Annotated in this window: 19 protein-coding genes and 1 pseudogene; 11 read left to right on the top strand and 9 right to left on the bottom strand. The window is 69.2% G+C overall.

All coding sequences use genetic code 11. The features are described 5' to 3' along the window. The first annotated feature begins 265 nt into the window (after nt 1–265). Nucleotides 266–2,743 carry a helix-turn-helix domain-containing protein gene (locus O7635_RS24565; protein WP_278082818.1) on the top strand — a complete coding sequence of 826 codons (2,478 nt, stop codon included), beginning with the start codon at nt 266–268 and terminating at the stop codon, nt 2,741–2,743. Here the strand turns inward: O7635_RS24565 and O7635_RS24560 are convergent. Then, nucleotides 2,740–3,318 carry a TetR/AcrR family transcriptional regulator gene (locus O7635_RS24560; RefSeq protein WP_278082817.1) on the bottom strand — a complete coding sequence of 193 codons (579 nt, stop codon included), beginning with the start codon at nt 3,316–3,318 and terminating at the stop codon, nt 2,740–2,742. The two genes, O7635_RS24565 and O7635_RS24560, sit on opposite strands and share 4 nt — an antisense overlap. Before the next feature lie 148 nt (nt 3,319–3,466). Beyond that, nucleotides 3,467–4,609: a sugar efflux transporter gene (locus tag O7635_RS24555; protein WP_278082816.1), complete on the bottom strand. Its 1,143-nt coding sequence runs from the start codon at nt 4,607–4,609 to the stop codon at nt 3,467–3,469. Nucleotides 4,610–4,864: 255 nt separating this feature from the next. On the opposite strand from O7635_RS24555, the gene O7635_RS24550 reads away from it, so the two are divergent. The 4 genes from O7635_RS24550 (at nt 4,865) to O7635_RS24535 (ending at nt 7,966) form a co-directional block, all read left to right on the top strand. Further along, nucleotides 4,865–5,926, top strand: a complete 1,062-nt coding sequence (locus O7635_RS24550; RefSeq protein WP_278082815.1) for a hypothetical protein — start codon at nt 4,865–4,867, stop codon at nt 5,924–5,926. Between the two features lie 12 nt (nt 5,927–5,938). Further along, nucleotides 5,939–6,814, top strand: a complete 876-nt coding sequence (locus O7635_RS24545; protein WP_278082814.1) for an aldo/keto reductase — start codon at nt 5,939–5,941, stop codon at nt 6,812–6,814. A gap of 18 nt (nt 6,815–6,832) precedes the next feature. Beyond that, nucleotides 6,833–7,189: a LacI family DNA-binding transcriptional regulator gene (locus O7635_RS24540; protein WP_278082813.1), complete on the top strand. Its 357-nt coding sequence runs from the start codon at nt 6,833–6,835 to the stop codon at nt 7,187–7,189. A gap of 69 nt (nt 7,190–7,258) precedes the next feature. Then, on the top strand, nt 7,259–7,966 hold the full coding sequence (locus O7635_RS24535; RefSeq protein ID WP_278082812.1) for a carbon-nitrogen hydrolase family protein: 708 nt from the start codon (nt 7,259–7,261) through the stop codon (nt 7,964–7,966). 51 nt (nt 7,967–8,017) lie between these two features. On the opposite strand, the gene O7635_RS24530 is transcribed toward O7635_RS24535, so the two are convergent. The 3 genes from O7635_RS24530 to O7635_RS24520 all read right to left on the bottom strand — a co-directional run bounded on the left by O7635_RS24530 (nt 8,018) and on the right by O7635_RS24520 (nt 10,148). After that, nucleotides 8,018–8,767 (bottom strand): alpha/beta hydrolase, encoded by a 750-nt coding sequence (locus O7635_RS24530; RefSeq protein ID WP_278082811.1) that lies wholly within the window; start codon nt 8,765–8,767, stop codon nt 8,018–8,020. A gap of 3 nt (nt 8,768–8,770) precedes the next feature. Further along, a complete protein-coding gene (locus O7635_RS24525) occupies nt 8,771–9,709 on the bottom strand; it encodes a sigma-70 family RNA polymerase sigma factor (protein WP_278082810.1) in 939 nt (312 codons plus the stop codon). Between the two features lie 61 nt (nt 9,710–9,770). Beyond that, complete coding sequence (locus O7635_RS24520; protein WP_278082809.1) at nt 9,771–10,148, bottom strand: GNAT family N-acetyltransferase; 378 nt, start codon at nt 10,146–10,148, stop codon at nt 9,771–9,773. Nucleotides 10,149–10,262: 114 nt separating this feature from the next. Between O7635_RS24520 and O7635_RS24515 the strand changes: the two are divergent. Then, a pseudogene (locus tag O7635_RS24515) lies at nt 10,263–11,101 on the top strand (IS5 family transposase). Between the two features lie 405 nt (nt 11,102–11,506). Here O7635_RS24515 and O7635_RS24510 read toward each other — a convergent pair. Then, a complete protein-coding gene (locus O7635_RS24510) occupies nt 11,507–12,676 on the bottom strand; it encodes a nuclear transport factor 2 family protein (protein ID WP_278082808.1) in 1,170 nt (389 codons plus the stop codon). A gap of 96 nt (nt 12,677–12,772) precedes the next feature. On the opposite strand from O7635_RS24510, the gene O7635_RS24505 reads away from it, so the two are divergent. Further along, on the top strand, nt 12,773–13,699 hold the full coding sequence (locus O7635_RS24505; RefSeq protein ID WP_278082807.1) for a LysR family transcriptional regulator: 927 nt from the start codon (nt 12,773–12,775) through the stop codon (nt 13,697–13,699). A gap of 349 nt (nt 13,700–14,048) precedes the next feature. Here the strand turns inward: O7635_RS24505 and O7635_RS24500 are convergent, their stop codons facing one another. Further along, the gene (locus O7635_RS24500) at nt 14,049–14,921 is read right to left on the bottom strand and encodes a winged helix-turn-helix domain-containing protein (protein WP_278082806.1); all 873 of its coding nucleotides are present in this window, start codon (nt 14,919–14,921) and stop codon (nt 14,049–14,051) included. Here O7635_RS24500 and O7635_RS24495 point away from each other — a divergent pair. Next, nucleotides 14,920–16,287, top strand: coding sequence for an MFS transporter (locus tag O7635_RS24495; protein WP_278082805.1), 1,368 nt, complete (start codon nt 14,920–14,922; stop codon nt 16,285–16,287). The genes O7635_RS24500 and O7635_RS24495 overlap by 2 nt on opposite strands. Here the strand turns inward: O7635_RS24495 and O7635_RS24490 are convergent. Then, entirely contained in the window at nt 16,228–17,235 is a 1,008-nt protein-coding gene (locus tag O7635_RS24490) for a winged helix-turn-helix domain-containing protein (protein ID WP_278082804.1), read from the bottom strand. The genes O7635_RS24495 and O7635_RS24490 overlap by 60 nt on opposite strands. Before the next feature lie 58 nt (nt 17,236–17,293). Between O7635_RS24490 and O7635_RS24485 the strand changes: the two genes are divergently transcribed. Next, nucleotides 17,294–18,598 carry an MFS transporter gene (locus O7635_RS24485; RefSeq protein WP_278085568.1) on the top strand — a complete coding sequence of 435 codons (1,305 nt, stop codon included), beginning with the start codon at nt 17,294–17,296 and terminating at the stop codon, nt 18,596–18,598. Between the two features lie 669 nt (nt 18,599–19,267). Here the strand turns inward: O7635_RS24485 and O7635_RS24480 are convergent. Next, nucleotides 19,268–20,623, bottom strand: a complete 1,356-nt coding sequence (locus O7635_RS24480; RefSeq protein ID WP_278082803.1) for a S8 family serine peptidase — start codon at nt 20,621–20,623, stop codon at nt 19,268–19,270. 296 nt (nt 20,624–20,919) lie between these two features. Between O7635_RS24480 and O7635_RS24475 the strand changes: the two genes are divergently transcribed. Together O7635_RS24475 and O7635_RS24470 are read left to right on the top strand one after the other, a co-directional pair. Next, nucleotides 20,920–22,083 carry a histidine kinase gene (locus tag O7635_RS24475; protein WP_278082802.1) on the top strand — a complete coding sequence of 388 codons (1,164 nt, stop codon included), beginning with the start codon at nt 20,920–20,922 and terminating at the stop codon, nt 22,081–22,083. Then, nucleotides 22,080–22,694: a response regulator transcription factor gene (locus O7635_RS24470; protein ID WP_278082801.1), complete on the top strand. Its 615-nt coding sequence runs from the start codon at nt 22,080–22,082 to the stop codon at nt 22,692–22,694. Before O7635_RS24475 ends, O7635_RS24470 begins: the two co-directional genes overlap by 4 nt. Nucleotides 22,695–22,707: the final 13 nt, after the last annotated feature.

Here is a 22,707-nt window from a genome sequence, read left to right as displayed (position 1 = left end):
GCACACCGAAGTGGTGCGTTACCCGCAGCTGAGGCCCGACTGAGACGCGCATGCTCAAGATAGGGTACAGTTCGTACCGTATGGCACGGGACTCACGGGGGGACGCGCATGTGGGGCACGAGGACGATTGACGGCACGGGCCTGTCGCCCGCACCGGCCACGGCGGCGGTGAGCCGGTCGACGCGATGCCGGCCGGCGTGAAATGCGGGTCAGCCGTGATCCTGACGATAATGGGCAGCTCACCGAGCTGCAGGAGAATTTCGCTGTGCTGCTGCGACGGCATCGGCTGCACCGTCACCTGACTCAGGAGGAGCTTGCGGAACGGGCTGGAATCACCTCGCGTTCTGTGGGAGCGATGGAGGGCGGACGCAGCCCACGCCTCCGCACGGTGGAGCAGCTCGCGAATGCGCTCGACCTGACCGGAGCAACGCTGGAGGAGTTCGCGAGCGCCGGCCGCGCGCTCTTCTGGGACAGCCGGCCCGACCGCGACCAGCCGGCTACCCGGCCGGCCGGCTTCCCGAGCCCGGCCACGAAAACGCCGCGCCAGCTGCCGGCGGACCTATCGGACTTCGTCGCTCGCCAGGACGAGATCTCATTGATCCAGAGCGTGCTCGACCCGAACTCCGCACCAGCCAAGCTCGTCGTGCTGTCCGGACCGGCGGGCGCGGGAAAGACGGCGCTGGCGGTGCACGCCAGCCATCGGGTCTCCGCGTGGTTTCCGGACGGGCACCTCTACGTAGCGCTGCAGGACGCCGGCGGCCACGCGATCGCACCAGTCGACGTGTTGGGCCGCCTGCTGCGGGACCTCGGCACCGACCGGTCCGCGCTGCCGGCGGGCGTCGACGAGCGAGTCGGGCTCCTACGGACACGTCTGGCGAGCCGGCGCATGTTGCTCGTGCTCGACGACGCACGCGGTTACCGCCAAGTCGAGCCGTTCATGCCGATCGGCTCCACCGCCGTGCTGGTCACCAGCCGCATGCCGCTGACCGGGCTGCCCGGTGCGACCAGCATCGACCTGTCCCCACTGCCGACCGCCGCCGCGGTCGACCTGCTGTGCCGGGTCGCCGGCACAGAACGAGTGCGGGCCGAGCCGGCGGCAGCGAAGGAGCTCGTGCGGATCTGCGGCGGGTTGCCGTTGGCGGTCCGCATCGCCGCGGCGCGCCTCGCCGCACGGCCGCATTGGACCGTCGCGGCGCTGACGGAGCGATTGGCGGCCGCACAGCACCGGCTCGACGAACTGCGCCACGGCGATCTTGCCGTGCGACCAGGACTCGAGCTGGCTTACAAGAGCCTGTCGCCCACCGCCGCCGACGCATTCGCGCTCCTCGGTCGACTGGACATGGCAAACGTTCCAGGATGGCTCGTCACAGCGATGCTTGGCCTCGAACCGAGCATCGGTGATTCCGTAATTGAGGAACTGGTCGACGCCCGGCTGTTGGACGACCTCGGCCCGGACAGTGTCGGCCACCGCCGCTACCGGCTCCACGAGATCACCCGGCTGTACGCGGCAGAACGACAGGCGGCTGAGAACGACCCCGGGCGTTGGACGAGCGCGCTGGCTCGGGCCGCGGAGGGCTGGCTCGCCCTGGTTCGGAAAGCCCGCGATCGCCTGCACTGTGAGCGGCTGCATCTCGACGACGGCGACCAACCGGCAGCGGCACTCGACTCCCGAGCCGTGATCCTGGCCGAGGCGAATCCGAGAGATTGGTTCGAGTCGGAACGCGAGGCGCTGGTCACCATCGTCGACCATTGCGCCGATGCCGGCCTGTCCGGTCTGGCCCAGGCCATCACCGGGGCGAGCGCCGACTTCTTCGAGCTGCGCGGCTACTACGACGACTGGCGTCGCACAATGCTCACCGCGTTACGGTGTTGCCGCCGCACCGGCGACCGTCGTCGAGAGGCGTCGATGCTGCGCGGGCTCGGCGGATGCCTGGTCGAGCTCGACGACCAGCAGGCGGCATTGTCAACCCTACGGGAAGCGCATTCGCTCGCGGTGGAAGTCGACGACCGGGCCGGAGCGGCGATGACCCGTAAGGAAATCGGTTTCGTGCTCGCGCTGAGTGGTCATCTCGCCGAAGCCGAAACTGAGCTGCGCAACGCGGTCGAGGAGTTAGGTCGCGTCGATCGGCGATCGACCGAAGCCCTCGCGCTGACCAATCTGGGCTTCGTGCTGCGGCAGAAGGGCGAGTCCGCCGCAGCCGTGGCGCTGATCCGGACCGCACGAGACATCGCGCGGTCGGAAAACGACCTGTTTGCCGAGGCGTACACCTTGCGGGTGCTCGCCGGCGCGCTTCTCCCCGCCGGCCGCAGACGGGAGGCGGAGCAGGCGGCCGAGACGGCCGCTGAGCTGTTCACCCGCATCGGTGATCCAATCGGCGCGGCGCAAAGCCTACGCGTCCTCGGCGAGGCACTCGCCCAGTCGCCCGGGCGGCGGGCGGACGCCGAGAAAGCGCTGTCCGCGGCAGCGACCATGTTCCGCGACCGAATGAACTACTGGGGTCTTGCCCTCACCGACCTCACGCTGGGTGAGATCGGCGCCCGACACGGTGCCGACGACGCCGTCGACCTTCTCGAACGCTCCCTGCGCTACTGGACTGACGAGCAGGTGCCCGCGCTGCGGGCGCGTGCGCTGATGGCGCTCGCCGTTGCGGCGGAACATGCGGGGGATCCGAAAGCACGACGACTCGAGATGGAGGCCCACCGGCTCTACCGGGACCTTGGCGTACCCAGCGCCGGGGCCTAGCCGGACGGATCAGGTGGGTGAGCGGTGCCGCGGCCGCGGAGGAGCGGGAGGTAAACCTCGTCGAGGATATCGGCGAGGACGCTGTTGGGGACGGCGGGATATCCACGGGTGATGAACTCGTCACGCAGCAGCACGACGGCGACGGTCGCGACGCGGGGATGCAGCGCTTCCGGTCGAAGTTCGCCGCGGGCCACCGCGCGGGCCAGAATCGTCAGCCAGGGGGCGCTTCCCGCGTCGGCTGTGCGTTCCTGGAGCTGGGCGAGCAACAACGGGTCGTCGCGAGCTCCGGCCAGCAAGGCGCGCAGGATGCCTCCGATTGGTGAGGCGAAAGTGCTGTTGGCCCGGCGGAGTAGTTCAAGCGCGTCCCCGCGGAGGCTGCCGGTATCGGGCACCTGGGTGTTGGTGCTGACAAACTGGGTGTAGGCCGCGATGCCGAGCGCAGCCCGCGTCGGCCAGCGGCGGTATATCGCGTTCTTGTTGGTTCCGGCGCGTTGAGCCACGCGCTCCATTGTCATAGCCGCATAACCATTGGTGGTGAGTTCTTCCATGGCGGCGCGGAGAATGGCCTCTTCCAACGCCGCGCCCCGCCGTCTGCTCGGCCCGTGCCGCGGAGGTGGCGCGGAGCCAGGCTGCGGACGCTCTGTCATACGCGCTTCCCTTCCGGTACGAAGCGTACCGCAGTGGTGTCCTTTAACTGGCATTCGTCCCGGTTGGGTCGCGGCCTCACTGGGCGCCGTCCGTGCGTGGACCAGTTCCCGAGGGCGCCCGACGACCGGCGATCAACAGCCCGGATCCGACTGCGCTGAGCACGCCGCACAGTAGCAGTGCTGGCCGGTGGCCAAGCAGCTGTGCCGCGGCGCCGGCCAGGACTCCAGAGACCAGCGAGCCGATCGCGAGGGTGTTGGCGAACAGCGCGGTTGCCCGGCCGGTGGCTTGTGGGAGGAGATCCTGCATGTGCGTGATGCCCAGCGCACCGACCACGGCTATCGCCGCCCCCCGGGCCACCTGGGTGACGACGAGCGAGGGCAGGCTCGAACTGACCGCGACGAGCGCGAAGTACGCGACGAACAGCAGCATGCCCATGTCGATCAGCCGCTCCTTGCGAACCTTCGCCGGCAGGAACATGAGGCTCAGCGCCACCGGGATCTCTACCAGTGCGCACACGCTGAACAGCAGCCCGACATCGGAGTCAGCACGGTCCAGCGTCCGGGTCAGAAACAACGGCAGAACGACCGAACCGGAGAGCATGGCAGTGTGGAACAGCGTGAAAGCCGCTGCCGCCAACAGGACCGGCGCCCTCAGGCGCCCATCGGTGTCGCGCGCCGCGAGTCGAACCGGGGCGGGCGGTGTCGCGCCGAGCAACAGCAACGGCACGCTGACGAGTGCGAATGCCAGGGCGGTCAGGCCCATCAGACCCCGAAATCCCCGCGCCTCCAACACCGCCGCACCGATGAGCGGGCCGATGGCCCAGGCTACGGACCACACCGACCGGAGCGCCGGCGTTCCGCGCCGACCGGATGTGCTCCCTGACCGATCCAGATGGGTCCGGGCCAGGGTGAACAACTGCGCGAAGGCCGCCATGCCAGCGCCAAGCAACCCCACCGCGATGAACAGCAACAGTGGGTAGCTTCTGGCCTCGGCCAAGGCTAGATAGCCCAGCGCCGGGGCGACCACGGCGACAAATGCTGGCCATCGGCTTGCCGACCGGTCGTACCGGCCGCCGAGCCATGCGCTCAACACCAGGCCGCTGGCCGCCACGAGCGACATGAAGATGCCGACCCGCAACGGCGAAAGTCCAACTTCCTTCGTGCCGAACAGCACGAGATAGGGCCCCACCATCGAGTCGGCGATTCCCAGCAGCAGCACACTGACCAGCAGCTACGACACCTTGGACGCGCCAGCATCCCGCTTGGCCTTCATCGACCGCACGTTCCCGCGCCGCCTTCGGCCGGTGCGGCGCGACCGTCCTCCCGCCCGGTCCCGGCTAGCTGCCAAACCGGGCCCTTGCGGTACGCGGCGTGAGCCAAACAGCCGACCATCACCGACTCCTCCCGAGCAATAGGGTACGGTCAGTACGCTACAGCAGCGCGGCACCCACCCGCCGCCTAGACAAGGGGCGAGATGCAGACAGGCGTCACGTACGACACGGGCTTCGTCGGCCGTGGTCGGCGGAGCACACGCACAGCGTTCGATCCTGACGTGGTGCGGCAGGAGATGGAGATCATCCGCCGGGATCTTCGATGCGACGCCGTCCGCATCACCGGCGGTGATCAGGATCGGCTCGCGCTCGCGGCGCGATGCGCTGCCGACGCCGGGCTCGAAGTCTGGTACTCGCCATTCACGTGCGATCTGAGCCCAGACGAGTTGGTCGAGTTCCTCGCCGAGAGCGCCGAGCGCGCAGAGCGGCTCCGCAAGCGTGGCGCCGAGGTCGTGCTCCTCACGGGTTCGGAACTCAGCCTGTTCACCACGGGGTTCCTGCCAGGCCCAACCCTGGATGACCGGCTCGCGCTGCTCGGCCAGCCGGACCGCCTGCGCAAGGCCGTGCCCGAGGTGCCAGCCCGGATCAACGATTTCCTGGCCGAGGCCGTCGGAGTCGTTCGCGCCAGGTTCGGTGGCAGAGTCAGCTACGCTTCTTTGCCCGTCGACGGTGTCGACTGGACGCCATTCGACATCATCTCGTCCGACGCGGGTTACCGGTCGGCGGAGACCGCTGGTGGGTTTGCCAGCAGCATTCGCGACGCCGTCGCGCAGGGTAAGCCGTTCGCGGTCACCGAGTTCGGATGCACAACATACCGTGGCGCCGCGGCCATGGGCGGACGCGGCGACTCGGTCATCGAATGGGGTCCTGGCGGCGCTCCGCTTCGACTGCGCGGACAGCACATCCGCGACGAGCAGGAACAGGCCCGTTACGTCTCGGAGCTGCTGGAAATCTTCGCCGTCGCAGGTGTGCACACCGCATTCGTCAATACGTTCGCCCGTTACGACCTTCCTCACCGCGGTGGCCACCTCGAGGATGACCTCGACCTGGTCAGCTACGGCATCGTCAAGGTCCTCGAGCGGACCACTGGCACCCGCTATCCCCACTTGCCCTGGGAACCCAAGGCCTCCTTCGATGCGCTGGCCGCGTTCGGCCACTCCCAGGGCACAGCAGATTCGACATGTCGACCCGGCAATAAACGATAAGGACTGTCCACAGTGACCAAGACGAACCCGACCACAGCGGTGGCAGCAGGCGACCTTCTCCTCGGCGGTGAGCTACGCGTCAACCGGCTCGGCTTCGGTGCCATGCGACTCGCACTCGGCGGCCAGGTGCGCGAACCCGCCGAGGGGGTCGAGATATTGCGCCGAGCCGTTGACCTTGGAGTCAACCATATCGACACGGCTGCCGCGTACGGCATCGGCCACCTTCAGTCGCACGAGATGATCCGGATCGGTCTTACCCCTTACCCCGACGAGCTCGTGATCGCCACAAAGGTCAGTGCGCCGCAGGAAGGAAGCACGGCGGCGACCGGCCGCACGACAGCCCAGCACCTGCGACACCTGGTCGAACAGGACCTGCGCCGGCTCGGCCGACACCACCTCGACCTCGTTTATCTGCGCACGAACGGCATGGGTCAACCTGGCGGCGAGCCGATCGGAGAGCAGTTCGCCGCTCTCGCGGTCCTACGTGACGAAGGACTGATCAGGCACCTGGGCGTAAGCCACGTCGACGCCAATCAACTCGCCGACGCACAATCCATCGCCCCGGTCGCCGCGGTCCAGAACCGCTTCCACCTCAACGACCGCGGCGACGCCCCGCTCGTCACGCGGTGCGAGCAGGACGGCATAGCGTACGTCCCGTATTTTCCGCTCGGCGGCGGCAGGGAAAGGCTCAACCGGCCACCGATCACGGATGTCGCGGCCCGCCATCGAGCGACCGCCGCTCAGGTGGCCCTGGCCTGGCTACTCGAGGTCTCCCCCGCGATTTTGGCCATCCCCGGCTCCAGCACACTCGATCATCTGATCGAGAACATCACCGCCGCCGGCGTACGCCTCACAGCTGACGACCTGGACGAGATTGAAAGCGCCTAGCTCGCCGGGAGGCACCTGATGGAGACCAAGAAGCCCACTCTGGAAGACGTCGGCCGGATGGCGGACGTCTCCCGCGCCACGGCCTCGCGCGTCATCAACGGTCATCAGCGGGTTTCGACGTATGCCCGTGACCGGGTGTGGCACGCCGTCAAGCAGTTGGGCTATCGGCCGAACATCGCCGCACGGACGTTGGCCAAGGGAAACGACGACGTGATCGATGTCGTCATCGACGGCGACCAGCACATTGAATTCGACCGCGATCTGTACATCAACCGCCTGGCCTCGGGGATAGCCGAGGCACTGGCTGGAATCGAGGATAAGGTACGAGTCCATGTCGTGGTCGAAAGCCTCTCGCGGCGAGCGAAGGGCGGCTAATCGTGGAGCGGCATGGATTCACTGAGGAGAGATTGCACCCCGCGGGGTCACCAGTTCGGGGAGCCAACAGTGCAACGAGCCCCACTCACCATAGCTGTCGCGCAGCCGCACACGGTCACCACAGATGTCGCCGCCAACGCAACCGAGCATGCCACCGCGATACGCACCACCAACGCGCGCGTCGTCGTCTTCCCCGAACTGTCGCTGACCGGGTATGCCTTGGACGCGCCAACCGTCGCGCTGGATGATCCGCGGCTCACGCCGATCGTCGCCGCCTGCGCCGCCACGGGAACGACGGCGTTGGCGGGCGCCCCGGTCGACGATGACGCCGGCAGAACCTACATCGCCACCCTGGCCATCGACGGCGGCGGTGCCCGGGTCGTCTATCGCAAGACTCACCTGCACCACTCCGAGGAGCGGTTCAGCCCGGGCGATGGGCCGGCGGTGCTCGTGATTGATGCTTGGCGCCTCGGCCTGGCGATCTGCCGGGACACCGCTTTCCCTGAGCACGACGCGGCCGCCGCGGCGCTGGGCATGGATGTATACGTGGCCAGCGTGCTCGACCACAGCTTCGACGCGGACACGGCGTGTGAACGGGCTCAGCGCGTGACGAGCGATCATGGAACCTGGGTCGCCGTGTCCAGTTTCGCCGGGTCGACCGGCGGCGGCTTCGCCGACGCGGCGGGCAGGTCGGGCATCTGGGCGCCGGACGGCGGCATCCGCGCCCGTGCGGGCTCCCAGCCCGGCGAGATCGCGAAGGCTGTCGTCCACCGGTGAAGGCCAGCGCCGGCCGAGCGGCTGCGTGACCGCTCGGCCGGCCAGGCTGTCTCAGGAGCCTCGGCGGGCCCGGGCGATGGGCAGGTACGTCGGAGCGGCGTCCGTCGTCAGGAAGCGCAGGACCATGGCCCGCACCGTCTCGGCGTGTTCCATCAGCAGCAGATGGCTCGCGTTCGGCAGCACGGCCAGTTCGGCGGTCGGCAGCGCCTGGTAGAGCCGCACCGTGTGATCAAGCGTTACCAGGTCATCGTCGCCGGCCAGGACGAGGGTCCGCGTGGTCACCGCGCCCAGGTCGTCCGCGGACGGGCTCGGCTCGGTCGCCGCGGCACGCACGATCTTCTCCGTTACGACGGGGAAGTGATCACGGCCGTCCGGTGACACCTCGGCGTAGGCGTCGACAACCTCGGCGGGTAGCTCGCCGCCGGCCTGTGGCTTGAAGATCAAGCCATCGACGTCGTACGCGGTGCTGATCAGGACCAGACGCTCGACCAGGTCGGCACGGTGCATCGCCACCCGCAGCGCGACCGCGCCGCCGGCGCTGTAGCCCACCAACCGGGCCGGCCCGCCGACTGTCTTCTCCAGGAACGCGATGGTGTCCCGAGCCATCAGCTCGATGGTCAGCGGACCGGGCGCATCCGGTGTGTGGCCATGGCCGCGTCGGTCCGGCAGGAAAGTCCTGAAGGTGGACGCGAGCCCGTCCAGGTTTCCGTCGAAGCACCTGCTGTCCGTCATCCCGCCGTGCAGGAGCACCACCGGCTCGCCCGCGCCCCGCACGTCATGCCACATGTCAACGATGTTCATGCACTACATACGGACCGGCGACGGCAAACTCATCGGTAGGCCGAAGAGTGCGAACAGCGCCGGATCGAGGAACGTGGTCAACCCCCCGATCAGTCCGTCCCGGTAATCCAGGACGACGAGGCCCAGCGCCTCCCCATCGCGGTACTGGGCATACGCCGGTGAGCCGTTGGCCGCGGTGCGGACCAGCCGGTCGTCGGCGCATACGTCGGCGGCGCCCAGCAGCGCGGCCCGAATCGCGGCCCGCCCTTCGATCCACCATGCGAACGGCGGCATCGACATGACCGCGTCGTCGCGGAGCAGCCCTACCAGGGTGTCGACATCAGAGTTCGTGAACGCGTCGACGTACCGCGCCAGTGTGCTCTCGTCGACCACGCCGCTCCCGCTGGACAGGCGGCGCGCGGACATGGTGGCCCGCGCGCGCTGCAGCGCGCTGTTGACCGCGGCCGGGCTGCTCTCGAGCAGTGCCGCCACCTCCTGCGCCGGCCAACACAGCACGTCACAGAGGATGAGCGCCGCACGCTGACGTGGCGGCAGGCACTGCAGGGCTGCGACGAACGCCAGCCTGATGGTTTCGTGCCGCATCGCGAGCTCGGCCGGGTCGCCGTCGGCGGGGAGCACGAGCCGGTCGGGAATCGGTCGCACGAAGGCGGCAGCACTCAGCGGAGCCCCGAGGAGCCCCCCGACGGGCGACGACGGGCCGAGATCCATCGCGAGTGCACGCCGCTGGACGCTACGGGTCATGTCGAGGCAGATGTTGGTCGCGATCCGGTGCAGCCAGGTTCGCAGACCAGCCTCCCGCTCGTCGAACCGGTCGGCGTTCCGCCAGGCGCGGAACAGGGTTTCCTGGACGGCGTCCTCGGCCTCCGCGGCGCACCCCAGCATGCGGTAGCAATAGCCGGTCAGGTCGACCCGGTGCGCTTCCAACCGATCCTCGAACGCCATCCGTCCACGCTATCCGTCGGAGACCGAGGTCATCGTGGCGCGCTTGACACCAGCCGCGTCGTCAACGGTCCAAGGTGATCCAGTAGCGTCTCACCGGGCCGTATTCGGTGTCCCGGATGCATTCCAGGAAACCGCCGTTGCGCTCGATGGTGCGCGCCGACGCCGCGTTGTCAGCCAGGCACGGGATGAGGACACGATCCAGGTCGAGCGCCTCCCGAGCCTCCTTGAGCATCTCGCCGAGCGCCCAGCCGGCCAGGCCACGGCGACGCGCGGACGGGCGCACGCCGTAACCGATCTGGCCGATGTCGTCGTCGAACTTGTGCCGTAGGGCGATCCCACCGAGGATCCGGCCGTCTTCGACGATCCACCTGGGCGAGCCGTGCTGCTCGTCCGGACATGGGGTGCCCGCGGGGTGGACCAGCCGGACTCGCTGGCGCACCCAGGCGGCGAACCCGTCCGGTGAGTCCACATCGTCGTCGGCCGCTAGGGCGCGTCTCTCGGATCACTGACTCGTTGGTCCAGGGTGCCGGTTCGTCGATGGATCACTGATGACATGTGGGCGCGGTTGGAGCCGTATCTGCCGGACCGGTCGCCGCAGCGCGGTGGCCGGTGGGCGGATCACCGTGAGGTGATCGAGGCGATCGCGTGGAAATACCGCACCGGGTCACCGTGGCGGGACCTGCCGACCGAGTTCGGGTCGTGGAAAGGCGCGTACTCGCGGTTTCGCCGCTGGACTCTCGACGGCACGTGGCAACGGTTGCTGACGGCGGTGCAGGCCGACGCGGACGCCGCCGGGGAGATGGACTGGCTCGTCGCCGCGGTGGACTCGACCGTCGTGCGTGCGCACCAGCACGCGGCCGGGCTACGGCCGGGAAAAGACACCCACGCGTCGGTGAGCCCGACGACCACGGCCTCGGCCGCTCGCGTGGCGGTCTGAGCACGAAGGTCCACCTCGCCGCCGATTCCGGGTGCCGGCCGATGAGCCTGCTCGTCACCGCGGGGCAGGCCGGTGACGCACCACAGTTCACCGCCGTCATGGACGCCATCGCGGTGCCCCGCCGGGGCCCTGGACGACCCCGCCAACGCCCGATGCGGGTGCTGGCCGACAAGGCGTACTCGTCACGGGCCATCCGCGGCTGGCTGCGCCAGCGCGGCATCGCCGCGACGATCCCGCAACCGGACGATCAAAAATCGCACCGCCGGCGGCGGGGCAGCCGAGGCGGCCGCCCACCGGCCTTCGACCCGCAGGCGTACCGGCAACGCAACGTGGCCGAGCGATGTATCAACCGGCTTAAACAATGGCGCGGCCTGGCCATGCGCACCGACAAACTCGCCGTGCACTACCAGGCCGCGCTTACCTTGGCCGGAATCCTGCTCTGGACCCGGCCATGATCCGAGAGACGCGACCTAGGCCGAAACCGTCCTCGTGCGCGCCAGGCCCCCATTCGTTGCGGCAGTCGAGAAAAGCGGCGTGCAGGTCGGTGGTCGGCAGTATGAGTTCTGGCATGGGAGCGACCGTATTACCGGCCCAGTCGGCCGGCCAGCCTGCGCAGAATCAAGATCGAATCCGCTCAGCGCCCGCTCCGGGCGCGAACATGACGACACCCGATGGGGAGGCACAGCCGGCGGCTGCGCGGCGCTCCAGGGCGACCGAGGACACCTCGGTCAAGGCTTTCCGTCAGCGAACGGCGCTTGCCTGACAAGGTTCATCCGGCGCGGGCTATGACCTGCACCACAAATGCCGGAAAGACGTCCGCGATGGCGTCGACGGCTCCGTGAGGACGGTCCTTCTCCGATTCATGCGCCGGCGACGGATGAATGTCGGTGGTACGCCTTGTTGGCGATACGCCACCGGTCGTCGACGCGGACGAGCAGGAAGATGTCGGTGAAGGTGTCCACGCCGTGCCAGAGCGTCATGGTTGCTGTCGCGACGGTGCCGTAGACGTCGACGGAGTCGATGCGGCGAGAGCGGATCGGTTCGTCCGCGGCTGGCGCGCCGTCGAAGAGAGCGCAGTAGTCGTCCAGTCGCCACGAGGTGAAAACGCCGTCTCGGAGTCCCTCGATGTGGGCCGTGGGCTGGAAAGCCGCGCGGAAGTGTGCGGCGTCTCCGGTGGCATGGCCGCGCATGTAGGACCGAAGCGGTTCGAGCACGGCGTCATCGACGGAGGGGGTGGTGGCGGCAACGGCGATGTCAGCTTGCTGGTCGGCAGCGGTCTCGGCGGACAGGCCGGCGGCGCCGCGGAGAGGTGTGTTCGAGGCGGCGGCCAACAATGCCATGTCCTTGAGCAGCGCGCCGACCGTGAAATCGGCCGCAGCCGGCTGGCCGGCGAGGATGGATCGCTTCCGGGCGACGAGGCCACCGAGTTGGCCCAGCTCGAGGATGTCCAGCGCCTGCGCTCGGGGCAGGCCCAAGGCGTCCGCTTGCCGCAGGGCATCGCGCAGCGCGAGCACAGCACCGGCAAGGCTGTTGTTGGCGACCAGTTTGAGCGCAGCGGCGGTGAAAGCGTCCTCGACGCGTCGGACGGTGCCGAGCGCCTCCAGAACCGGCCGGACCCGATCGAGCGCATCATGGTCAGCGGCGGCGAGAATCCGCAGGGCACCGGCGGCCACGGCGGACACGGAGCCGAGCACGGGAGCGTGGACGTAGGAGGGGCCGAGCCGGCTGGCCAACCTGGCTGCCTCGGCCGGACCGATGGTGCTGGTGTTCACCACGATGGCGTCCGATCGCAGGGCGCTCCGCACATGATCGACAACCTGCTCGCAGGCCACCCCGTCGAACAACGCCAGCAGGACGACGTCGGCGCTCGCCACGGCGTCGTTCGGATCGCCCATGGTCTCCACAGCGCCTGCCGTGCGTCCGGATCGTGTCCAGCCCAGGACCTTCCAGTCGTAGGCAGCGAGTCGGGTGGCGATCGCGGTGCCCATGCGGCCTAATCCGAGAACGGCGATCGTATGCGGTTTGGACATGCGTACCAGGGTGGAACAGGCCCTTGGTTGCGGACAAGCGCGAAGTTCGCAGCCCAGCCGTGCCTCGTGCGCATACCTCTCCGCCATACTCGGGCCGTGGACCTGGCCGTGTGTCTGACCTTCGTGACGGTTTGTCGTCTCGGCTCGATGTCGGCGGCCGCCGCCGAGCTGCACCACACCCAGTCAGCCGTTTCTCGACAGATCGCCGGGCTGGAGCGCCAGCTCGGCGTGCCTCTGGTGCAGCGACACGCACGCGGCGTGCGTCCCACGCCCGCCGGCGAGGTGTTCCGTCACCACGCGCTCGCCGCGCTCAACGCGATCGACCGCGGCGTCCGCGCGGCACGGGAGGTTGGCGACGGGACGCTCGACCGCCCACTGGCCATCGGCGCGACACCATCGCTCGCCGCCGGGATCGTGCCGACGGCGATCCGCCGCCTGCTGGATACGGGCGGACCCCGCCGGTGGAGTCTGCTGCCCGGGCTGAGCGCACAACTTCACGACCGCGTGGTCGCCGGCGACCTGAACGTCGCTGTCGTCACTGACGCGCCGCCAGGGCTACCCGACGAACCAGACCTGGAACGGCGATTCCTGGGTACGGACGAAATGGTCGTCGTCCTGCCCGTCGGCCACCCGCGCGCCGGCACCGGCCGAGTGCGCATACACGCGCTGGCCGACCAGACCTGGGTCGAGGACAACGACGGCTCGGCTACCCTGCTCCGCCAGCACGCCGCCCGGGCCGGCGTCACCGCCCGCATCGATCTCACCGCCGCCGACCTGCCCGGCAAGGTCGCCCTCGTCGCCACCGGCCACGCCATCGCACTGGTTCCCGGGGCACTCACGTGCGCGTTGCGCGCCGACGTGACCACAGTGAACCTGGTCGACCCCCCGACCCGCGGCATCTATCTGATCTCGCCACGTCGCGACCCGCATCCCTCCACCGCCGCGCTGCTCGACCAGCTCAGGCTCGCCTTCGGCGAGCTTCGCCCTCCCGAGGCCCCGCACGCAGCGACGCAGACACGCTGAGCGGAACTGTCACCCGGCCCGCATCGGACTGGCTCGCTTGCACGTCTACAGAGGATCCGCCGGCCCGAATCCGGCGACTCCAACGCGCCGAACACGACGCACAGGGGCATGGCCACCATCAGCGCGCCGAGCCGGAACAGGTTGTTGGCCGGCCTCGGCAGCGGGTCGTCCGCGACGACCATCCAGCAGAACGCGAAGCCGACGACCAGGAATAGGCCGTGCACCGCGACGTGGGCCCAGTGGTAGCGGATGCTGACATCGAACAACGGCGACCCTGCCAGTGACATGGGACCGTAGCCGTGAAGAAGCTACCGATGAAGGCTCTGGCCATTTGTCGGCACAGCCCGAGCTATTGCGAGTCGGCGAGGTCGTCGCCGCGGGCGGTGCGGTAATAGAGGACGATGCGGCCGGCGCGCCGGCGGTGGACCAGGCCCGCGTCGTGGAGCACCCGCAGGTGGCCGCCAATCGTGCCCAGGCCGTTTCCCGTGATCGCGCAGAGCTGGGTCGGCGTCTTCGGCGCGTCCAACTGGGCCAGGACCAAGGCGCGGACCGGCCCCAGCAACCGCCGCAGCGCCTGCGGTGTGGGCACGGCCGCCGGGTCGATGAGGAAACCCGCGCACGGGTAGACCACGACGTACCGGTGCGGGGCGTCGAGGCCGATCCAGCCGCGGCGCGACATCGTCGGGATGAACGACAGTCGCGCGCCGGCGAGGTCGACCGGCGGGTGGTCGTACGGGTTGACCCGCAACTGCCCGTCGCCTTCCCATCTCATGTCGGGACGCATCCGGGGCAGGGCGGCCGACCAGCCGCCGGCGGCGAGGTGCTGGGAGCGGGTCACGATGTCGGCTTCGAGCAGCCGCCGGTGGCGGGGCCAGGTGTCGCTCAACACCTCGTCCCACACCCACGTGAGCAGGGCGATGGTGCGGTCGATCAGGTCGGGCCCACTGAGTACGCCCGGGATGGGTATGCCCTCGGCGGCGAGTTGGGCGCGGGCCTCGTCCGGCGTGGTGGCCCGCAGCTCGGCGAGGTCGCCGTCCAGGGTGGCATCGGCGTCGTCCGGTGGCGTGACGAGGAAGTCCGCTACCCAGTTCGGGCGTAAGGCGGCTGTCGTCAGCGCAGCGGCGAACGCATCCGTGGCGAGCATGCGCCGGTAGGCGGGGGCGTGGACGCCGATCCAGTCGTGTTGTGCGGGATGGGCGCCGTTGCCGGCGAAGGCCTTCATGGCGGCGACGGTCTCGATCAGCGGTGAGACCGTGAACCGGCTCGAGGCGAGGACATCCGCGTCGACGAGCCAGACACCCAACCGGACCACCATCTTTCGCGTGTGTGCGAAAAGCTGTGGCCCAAGCGCGACCCGGCCTCAGACTCCGCTCGTGCCAACCTACCGGAACTGCTTCGCCACACCGCAGTTCACGCCGTTGTTCCTCGCTACAGCGGGCAGCGTGGGCGCCGGCACGCTGCGGGGCCTCGCGCTCGCGGTGCTGGTCTACGACGCCACCGATTCCCCGCTGCTGGCCGCGCTGAGCCTGTTCGGCTCACACTTCGCGCAGGTCGCCGGGGCGATGACGCTGTTGTCGGTGGCCGATCGGGTGCCGCCCCGCCTCGCCTTGGTCGCGATCCACCTGATCGGCGCCGTGGGGACGGTGGTGCTGGCCGCCCCGGGGTTACCGGTCGCCTGGATCTTCGTCGTGATCGGCGTGATGGGACTGGTCGGCTCCGTGCACGGCGGGGTCCGGTGGGGCCTGCTCGGCGAGATCCTGCCGGCGGGCCACTACATGGTCGGACGGTCGATCTTCAACATGTCGGTCGGTGCGATGCAGATAGCCGGGTTCGCGGCCGGCGGCGCGCTGGTGGCGCTGGTCGGGGCCCGTCCGGCGTTGATGGCGGCGGTCGGGGTGGGCCTGATGTCAGCGGCCATCGCCCGGTTCGGGCTGGCACGGACGCCGGCACGCGCGTCCGGCCGGCCGTCGGTCACGGAGACGTGGCGGGTGAACGTCGCGTTGCTGCGGACGCCGGTCCGGCGGTGGCTGTACCTGGCAGCGTGGGTGCCACAAGGGCTGGCGGTGGGCAACGAGGCGTTGTTCGTTCCGTACGATCCGGCTGCGGCGAGCGTCCTGTTCATCGCCGGCGCGGCCGGGATGCTGGCCGGGGACCTGGTCATCGGCCGGTGGGTGCCGCCGGCGTGGCGAAGCCGTGTGCTGACGCCGGTGCTGGTGTTGCTCGGGGCGCCGTACCTGTTGTTCGTCTTCGATTTGGCGGTCCCGGTGGCCGCGGCGGCGGTGGCGGCGGCCTCGGGCGGGTACGCGAGCGGGCTGATTCTGCAACAACGGACCGTGGACGTGACCCCGCCGGCCCTACGAGGACAGGCGCTGGGACTTCACTCAGCGGGGATGTTCACCCTGCAGGCGGTCGGCGCGTCGATCGCGGGGGCCATCGCCCAGTGGACGTCGGTATCGGTGGCCATCGTGGCCATGGCGACCCTGACGATCGGTAGCACCTTCTGGCTGGCGCTGGGACTACGGCGGGCTTCAGGCGCCCCGGTGCAGGCTGAGTCCGCCGTCCGGGCCGAGGCTCGGTGGTCGGGTTGAGGCGCCGGCGATGAGCGCCTGGGCCGTATCTGTCCACCAGTAGAAGACTTCTCTGCCCGACCGGCGCTTTTGGAGCAGACCCGCTTCGGTCAGCACCCGCAGGTGGCCGCCGACCGTGCCAAGGGGCAGTCCGGTCCTGGCGACAATGGCCGTGGTGCTGACCGGCTCAGCCGCCTGCAAGAGGATTTCGCTTCGGGCGTTTCCCAGGAGGCGACGCAGGGGGTCGGGTGCATCGGAAGCCGTAGCAGCGAACACGCCCGTCACCGGGTAGACGATCCCGAAGCGGTCGGGCAACCTCCAGGAGGTCCAGCCTCCTCGGCAGTGGGCCGCGAAGAATCTCAACTCTCCGCCCCGCAGGTCGTACGGAGGGTATGGCCGCTCCTCGAACTGCAGCCGGCCGTCGCCGAGCCAGCGCGTGCCGGGCCGCATGTCGTTGAGGACTCCGGACCAGCCATCTCGGCTCAGCCGGGAGATTCGGGATACCACATCGGCGTGGAGCACCGATTGACGGCGCGGCCAGTCCCGCTCGATCGTGTGGTGCCAAACCCAGCGCAGCAGGGCCGCCGTTCGGCTGGCTAGACCCGTACCCCGTAGTTCCTTGGTCAGCGGGGAACGCACGAAGGCCAGGTCCTCACGAATCCGCTCGTCCGGCAGCGACTCCAGCGCCAAGAGCTCGTCATCCAGCGTCATATCCGGACGGGCAGGCGGCACCGTCAAGAAATCAGCCATCCAGGACGACGAGATCGCGTGTGTCACGATCGCCGCCGTCACCGGGTCGCCGTCGAGGTAACCGTGGAAGGCATCGACGTGCTGGTCCCGCCATTCCCGGTGCCACGGCAGGGGCTGTCCGCGGCGCAGGATATTGAGCGCGCCCAACGTCTCGGCGAGCTGCGACGTGCCGAACCGCGCCTGCGCCATCACCTCGGCGTCGACCAGTAACACCGCCACGTTTCGCCTCCAGTCGAAAAGCTATGGGACAAACCTTAGGCGCCGCACGCTGCTGGCCATGCAACGGTCAGATTCCCGAGGACGCGACCTGACGAGCCTGGACCCGCGCAACTTCAGGACTCTCTGGGCCGGTAGCGCGGTCACCAACGTGGCCGACGGCATCGTCAAGCTGACGCTGCCTTTGGCGGCCGTCTCGATGACTGACTCCCCGGCGCTGGTCGCCGGGACAACCCTCGCGAACACCCTGCCGTGGCTGCTGTTCTCGCTGCACGCTGGTGCCCTTGCCGACCGGGTCGATCGGCGACTCCTGATCATGACGATGGCCGCCGTGCGCGCCCTGGTCCTTGCCGCCCTCGTGAGTGGCATCCTCGCGGACATGCTGCCGCTGGCCGGCCTCTACGCGGGGGCGTTGCTCCTCGGCACCGCCGAGGTGTTCGCGGACACCACTCGGATGTCGGTCGTGCCGATGGTCGTGCCCCGCAATCGCATGGAGTCCGCGATCGCGAAGCTGACCGCGACGGAGACTGTGGCCAACGAGTTCATCGGGCCGCCACTCGGTGGCCTGCTGGCCGCCGCTGGGTTGGCCGTCGCGCTCGGAGCCGGCGGCGCCGGCTACGTAGCGGCGCTGCTCGCCTTGGCGGTCATGACCGGCCGCTACCGCAGCGAACGCAACCCCAGATCGATGGCGAGCGCGCCCGGCCTCCGCGCCGACATCTGGGAAGGCGTCCAATACGTGTGGCGGGAGCGGGTTCTGCGGACGCTGCTACTGGTGGCCGGCGGGGCGAGCGGATGCTGGTCGGCCTGGATGTCGGTCATCGCCGTCTACGCGGTCACACCCGGACCGATGGACCTGAACCGTTCGGAGTACGGACTACTGATCGGCGCCGTGGGAGTCGGCGGCGTCGTGGGTGCCGCCGCGGCGCCCACGCTGACCCGCCGGCTTGGCCGGCCGGTCGTCCTCGCCATTTCCGTGGTTTGCTTCGCTGTGCTGCTGGGCGGACCAGCGATCTCCTCGTCCCCTCCGTTGATCGCGGTGACGACCTTGCTGGGCGGCGCCGGCGCTGGCGCTTGGAACGTCACCTACAGCTCACTGCGCGCGCTCGTCGTGCCCGACGAGATGATGGGCCGCTACAGCGGCGTCAGCCGCCTCACGAGTTGGGGAGCCATGCCGCTCGGGGCGTTGGCCGCCGGCTTCACCGCGGAACTCATCGGCCTGAAAGCGGTCTTCTGGGGCGGAACAGCGCTCAGCGTTCTCGTGCTCGCAACGACGTTGCGGACGGTAACATCATCCGAGTTCCGACAGGTGCAGGCCCGCGCGGCGGCTACTTACGAACCTGACCCGGCTCAGCCGCAACGATCTTGAGATTCCGAGGAACCGTCGGCGAGACCAGACTGGATCCGCTCTGGGTGTTGCATCGCTATGCGGTCGTGCAGGCGCCGAGCACCTCCCTCAGCGAGCAGATGATCACGGCGCTCGAACAACACACAGAATTAATCCTCTTCGGACGGTCCGTCTTGGCCATCGCGGTTGCCGGGGCCGTGTCGTCGGCGCGTCCGAGTTGGACGCTCGCGCCACTCGCGTTCGCCCGGGCCGGATCTCACTGATCGCCTTGCGCCAGAGGGCGTCGTCGCCGCCGGGTGGCCGGACCCGGTCCGGGTCGGTCCAGGGCTGGTAGGTGCGCGGCCGCGTCGTCGGCGTGATCGCGTGGATCCGCACCAGCTGGCGGGCCAGTTCCGGGGAGTGGTCCTCGGTCAGGTCGACACGGCCCTTCAGCAGGGTCATCAGCAGGGACGGGTGGTCGCAGTGGTCGCCGGCCGGGTCGACCGCGACGAGTCGAGCGGCTGGGACGTCGGTGCCGGCGAGCAGCCTCAGGATGGCATGGCCGGCGGCAGGGCGTTGTCGACCCAGGCCTGGGTACGGGGCTCCAGGTCGGCGGTATCAGTGGGCCGCGTCGCCCGCGAACGCGATCCGCTCACGGCCGCGCACCGATCGATGGACGACTGGGATCTCGCTCGTCGGGTACACCATGGATCACTGCCGCGGTCCGCCGGGAACTGGTGGCGGTGAGGGAGGTGCGGCACCGGCTCCTTGCGGTGGCCAGGGTCCGGTCTGGCCCGCCGGCCGCGTACCGTCCGGACCACCCACTGGTGGGTATCCGGGTGGTGGGTATCGGGACGGGCCAAGGCCCGCTGCGGCCGCCTGCCGCCGGGACCGGCGAATCAGCACGATCACGAGGACCAGCACCGTGGTCGGCACGACTACGCAGAAGGCGCCTTGGACTAGCGCGCCCGTACCCTTCTTCATGGTAATTGACACCGCCGGCCCCTCGTCCTTTCGTGGCGTGGCCGCGCTGGACGCGGGTGCGGCGGCGAGTAGCGGGTGCGCGTCCACCGCCGGCACGGAACGGGTCAGCGCGGCGAGCGGGTCGATGGCGCCGAAGCCGTACTGGTTGTCCCGACCCTTCCTGCCCGTGTCACGGGCAGTGCGGATGAGCCTATTGACCACGTCGGCCGCGTCGAGCTCGGGGTACTTCGCCCGCACAAGCGCCGCCACACCGGACACGATGGCGGCGGCGTCGCTTGTGCCGCTGCCGACGCCGTAGCCGTTGGACGAGACCGCCTTGGGGCGCGGCGCGATGATCTCCTCCATCGGCGCGGCGAGCACGGCCTCCGGACCGGCGACGCTTTCCGCGAAGAATCCGCCGTCCTTCGCCAGGCCCGTCACGGCGATGACGCCGGGGATGTTCGCGGGACTGGTGACGACGTGATCGTTCTGCATCCTGTTGCCAGCTGAGGCGACCAGCACGACATCCTTGTCCAAGGCGTAGCGGACGGCGGCGATCAGGTCGGGCGTCGCCGTCGTGCCGGTCCCGACCGACATGTTCACTACGTCGGCGCCGGCATCGGCCGCCCAACGGATGCCCGCCGAGAGGTCGGCCGAGTCGAAGCTACCGCCCAACGCGACGGGCAGGATTTTCGCATCAGGGGCGATACCCAGGTGGCGCATCGCGCCGCCGCCCCGGGACGCGATGATCCCGGCAATCGCCGAGCCATGCGCCTTCGTGGTGTCGTCGTCGCGGCGGCCATCCGGGGCGGCGTCGGAGGTGACACCCGTGCCCGGCAGCACCTGACCGCGCAGATCCGGCAGACCGGATTCCACCCCGGTGTCCAGGACCGCGACGACGACGCCCTCTCCCCGCGTTAGCTTGTGGGCCTTTGGGATCTTCAGCTCGTCGAGGTACCACTGCAGGCCGCGAACCGTGTCGGCCCGTGCCGGAGCGGGCGCGGCCAGTGAGCCGACGCCGACGCCGACGCCGCCGCCGACGAGCACGGTGAGTGCCGCGACCGCCAGCCGGAGTTTAGGCCGCGAAGGACTACGCAAACTCATGATTCTTCCCCGTGAACTTTCGATGCACAGCGCCGCCAATCGACTGGCGGATCTCTCGCGAGCAATGCCCGCGGCGCCACGATGTTCAAGATCTATGCGGAAGCTTGCCACGGGAAGCGCCGACGGAACGAACCAAGACGTCGACCGTGGCAAGAACTCGCCATCGGCTGGCCGCCCGGAAAAGCGTGTGCGATTGTCCGCGCAGGGGCGGCGAACCCCGGTCGCCGGGCGAGCGGGGCGCTGTGCTCGGTGTCGCCGGCGCGACCCTCATGACAGGGCGAAGGAAAGGGGCAGCGATGGCCGATCCTGCGGCCGCGATCAGACCCAGCCCTCGTCTCATCGTGCTGGGCATGCTGATCGTGAGTTTCGCGTGGGCCGTGATCGTGCCGATATCGCAAACGGAACCGCCGACCACGGTGCTCAGCGCCGCCTTCCTGGTTGGTATGGCCGTGTTCGGTGCCGCTCTGGCGTTGGTCCTGTGGACCGCGGTGAACGCAGGATTCACGACAGCCACCGCTTGGCGCGAGCCCACATTGCTCATCAGCATGTCGATGTTACTGTTTGTGCCCGCGCACGCCTGGGCCAAGCATGGCGAGCAACCATGGGCATGGTTGGCGGGCTTCACGGTTGCCGCGTGTGCCCTGCTGAGCTGGCGGACGGGGCTAGTCGGCGCAGTCCTCCTCGCGGCGGCCGCCGCGATCGGCAGCGGGCTGTTCGACGGCGCGATCGCGGCCAGCGTTGCGACGCTGCTCGGATGCGCGGCGGTCGTGTGGACGATGTGCCAAGCGTTCGTGTGGCTGCTGCGGCTGCTCTGGACGGTCCAGGCCGGAAAGCAAGCGCAAACCGAGCTGGCGATCGCCGAGGAGCGTCTACGAGTCAGCCGCGAGCTCCACGACGTCCTCGGGCAGCGCCTTGGCATCATCGCGCTCAAGGCAGAGCTCGCCGCAGGCCTCACGGTCCGCGATCCTGGCCGGGCGACCGTGGAATGTGACGGCATTCGCGCAATCGCGACCGAGACGGTCGTCGAAGTCCGACGGGCCCTTCGTGGCCATACTGTCGCTGACCTCGCGACCCAGCTCCAAGCCGCGGACCTAGTCCTCCGCTCGGCTGGAATCGAGACCAGGATCGATGCCGACCAGGACCTTCTCGCACGAATACCCCAGCCGCGATCACAGATTCTGGCGGCCGTGGTGCGAGAGGCCGTTACGAACGTGTTGCGGCACAGTGACGCACAGCTTGTGTCGATCTCGGTTGCCGCCGACGAGGAGGTTCCTGCGTTGGTCGTGGTGAACGACGGAGTCCGTAGGTCAGGCCGCAACGGCACCTCCGGAGGCACCGGCCTGGCCGCTCTCTCCGACCGATGCACGGCGGTGGGCGCGCGTCTAGCCGTCGACCGGAGCACCGGGGACCGCTTCGAGTTGCGCGTGGAATGCCCCGGAATCGTGGACTGGTTTCGATGAACATGCCCATCCGAGTTCTCCTCGCCGAGGACGACGAGCTGATCCGCGAGGCGCTCGTGGGACTCCTGGTGCGGGAGCCAGACATCACGGTCGTGGGCACGGCTCGTGACGGTAGGCAGGCAATTGAACAGGCGTTGTCGAGCCGGCCGGATGTCGCGGTCATCGACCTCCAGATGCCGCAGCTCGACGGCATGGGCGTCATCGACGAACTCGGCCGGGCATTGCCCGATTGCGCCGGGGTGATATTGACCGCCCACGGCCATCCCTACGTGCTCCGGCAGGCGTTGTCGTCGGGAGCGCGCGGTTTCCTCGCGAAGGGTGCGCCCGGCACCGCGCTCGCGGACGTCGTGCGGCGCGTGCACGAAGGACAACGCTATGTCGACCCGGTGCTCGCCGCGGACGCGCTCACCACGCCGCCGTCACCGCTGACGCAGCGGGAGACTGACGTGCTGGTGACCGCGCGAGCAGACAGACCGGTCCGGGAGGCTGCCCGCGAACTCTTTCTCTCACCTGGCACCGTACGCAACTACCTCGCCGCCATCGCGCACAAACTTGGGGCAGAGAATCGCGCCGATGCATACAGGGTCGCGCGCGAGAACGGCTGGGTCTGAGACAGCGCAGGCG

The organism is Asanoa sp. WMMD1127, assembly GCF_029626225.1.
GTDB lineage: Bacteria > Actinomycetota > Actinomycetes > Mycobacteriales > Micromonosporaceae > Asanoa.
The sequence above is the reverse complement of the archived record's forward strand: the minus strand, read 5'-3'. Positions and strand labels throughout refer to the sequence as shown.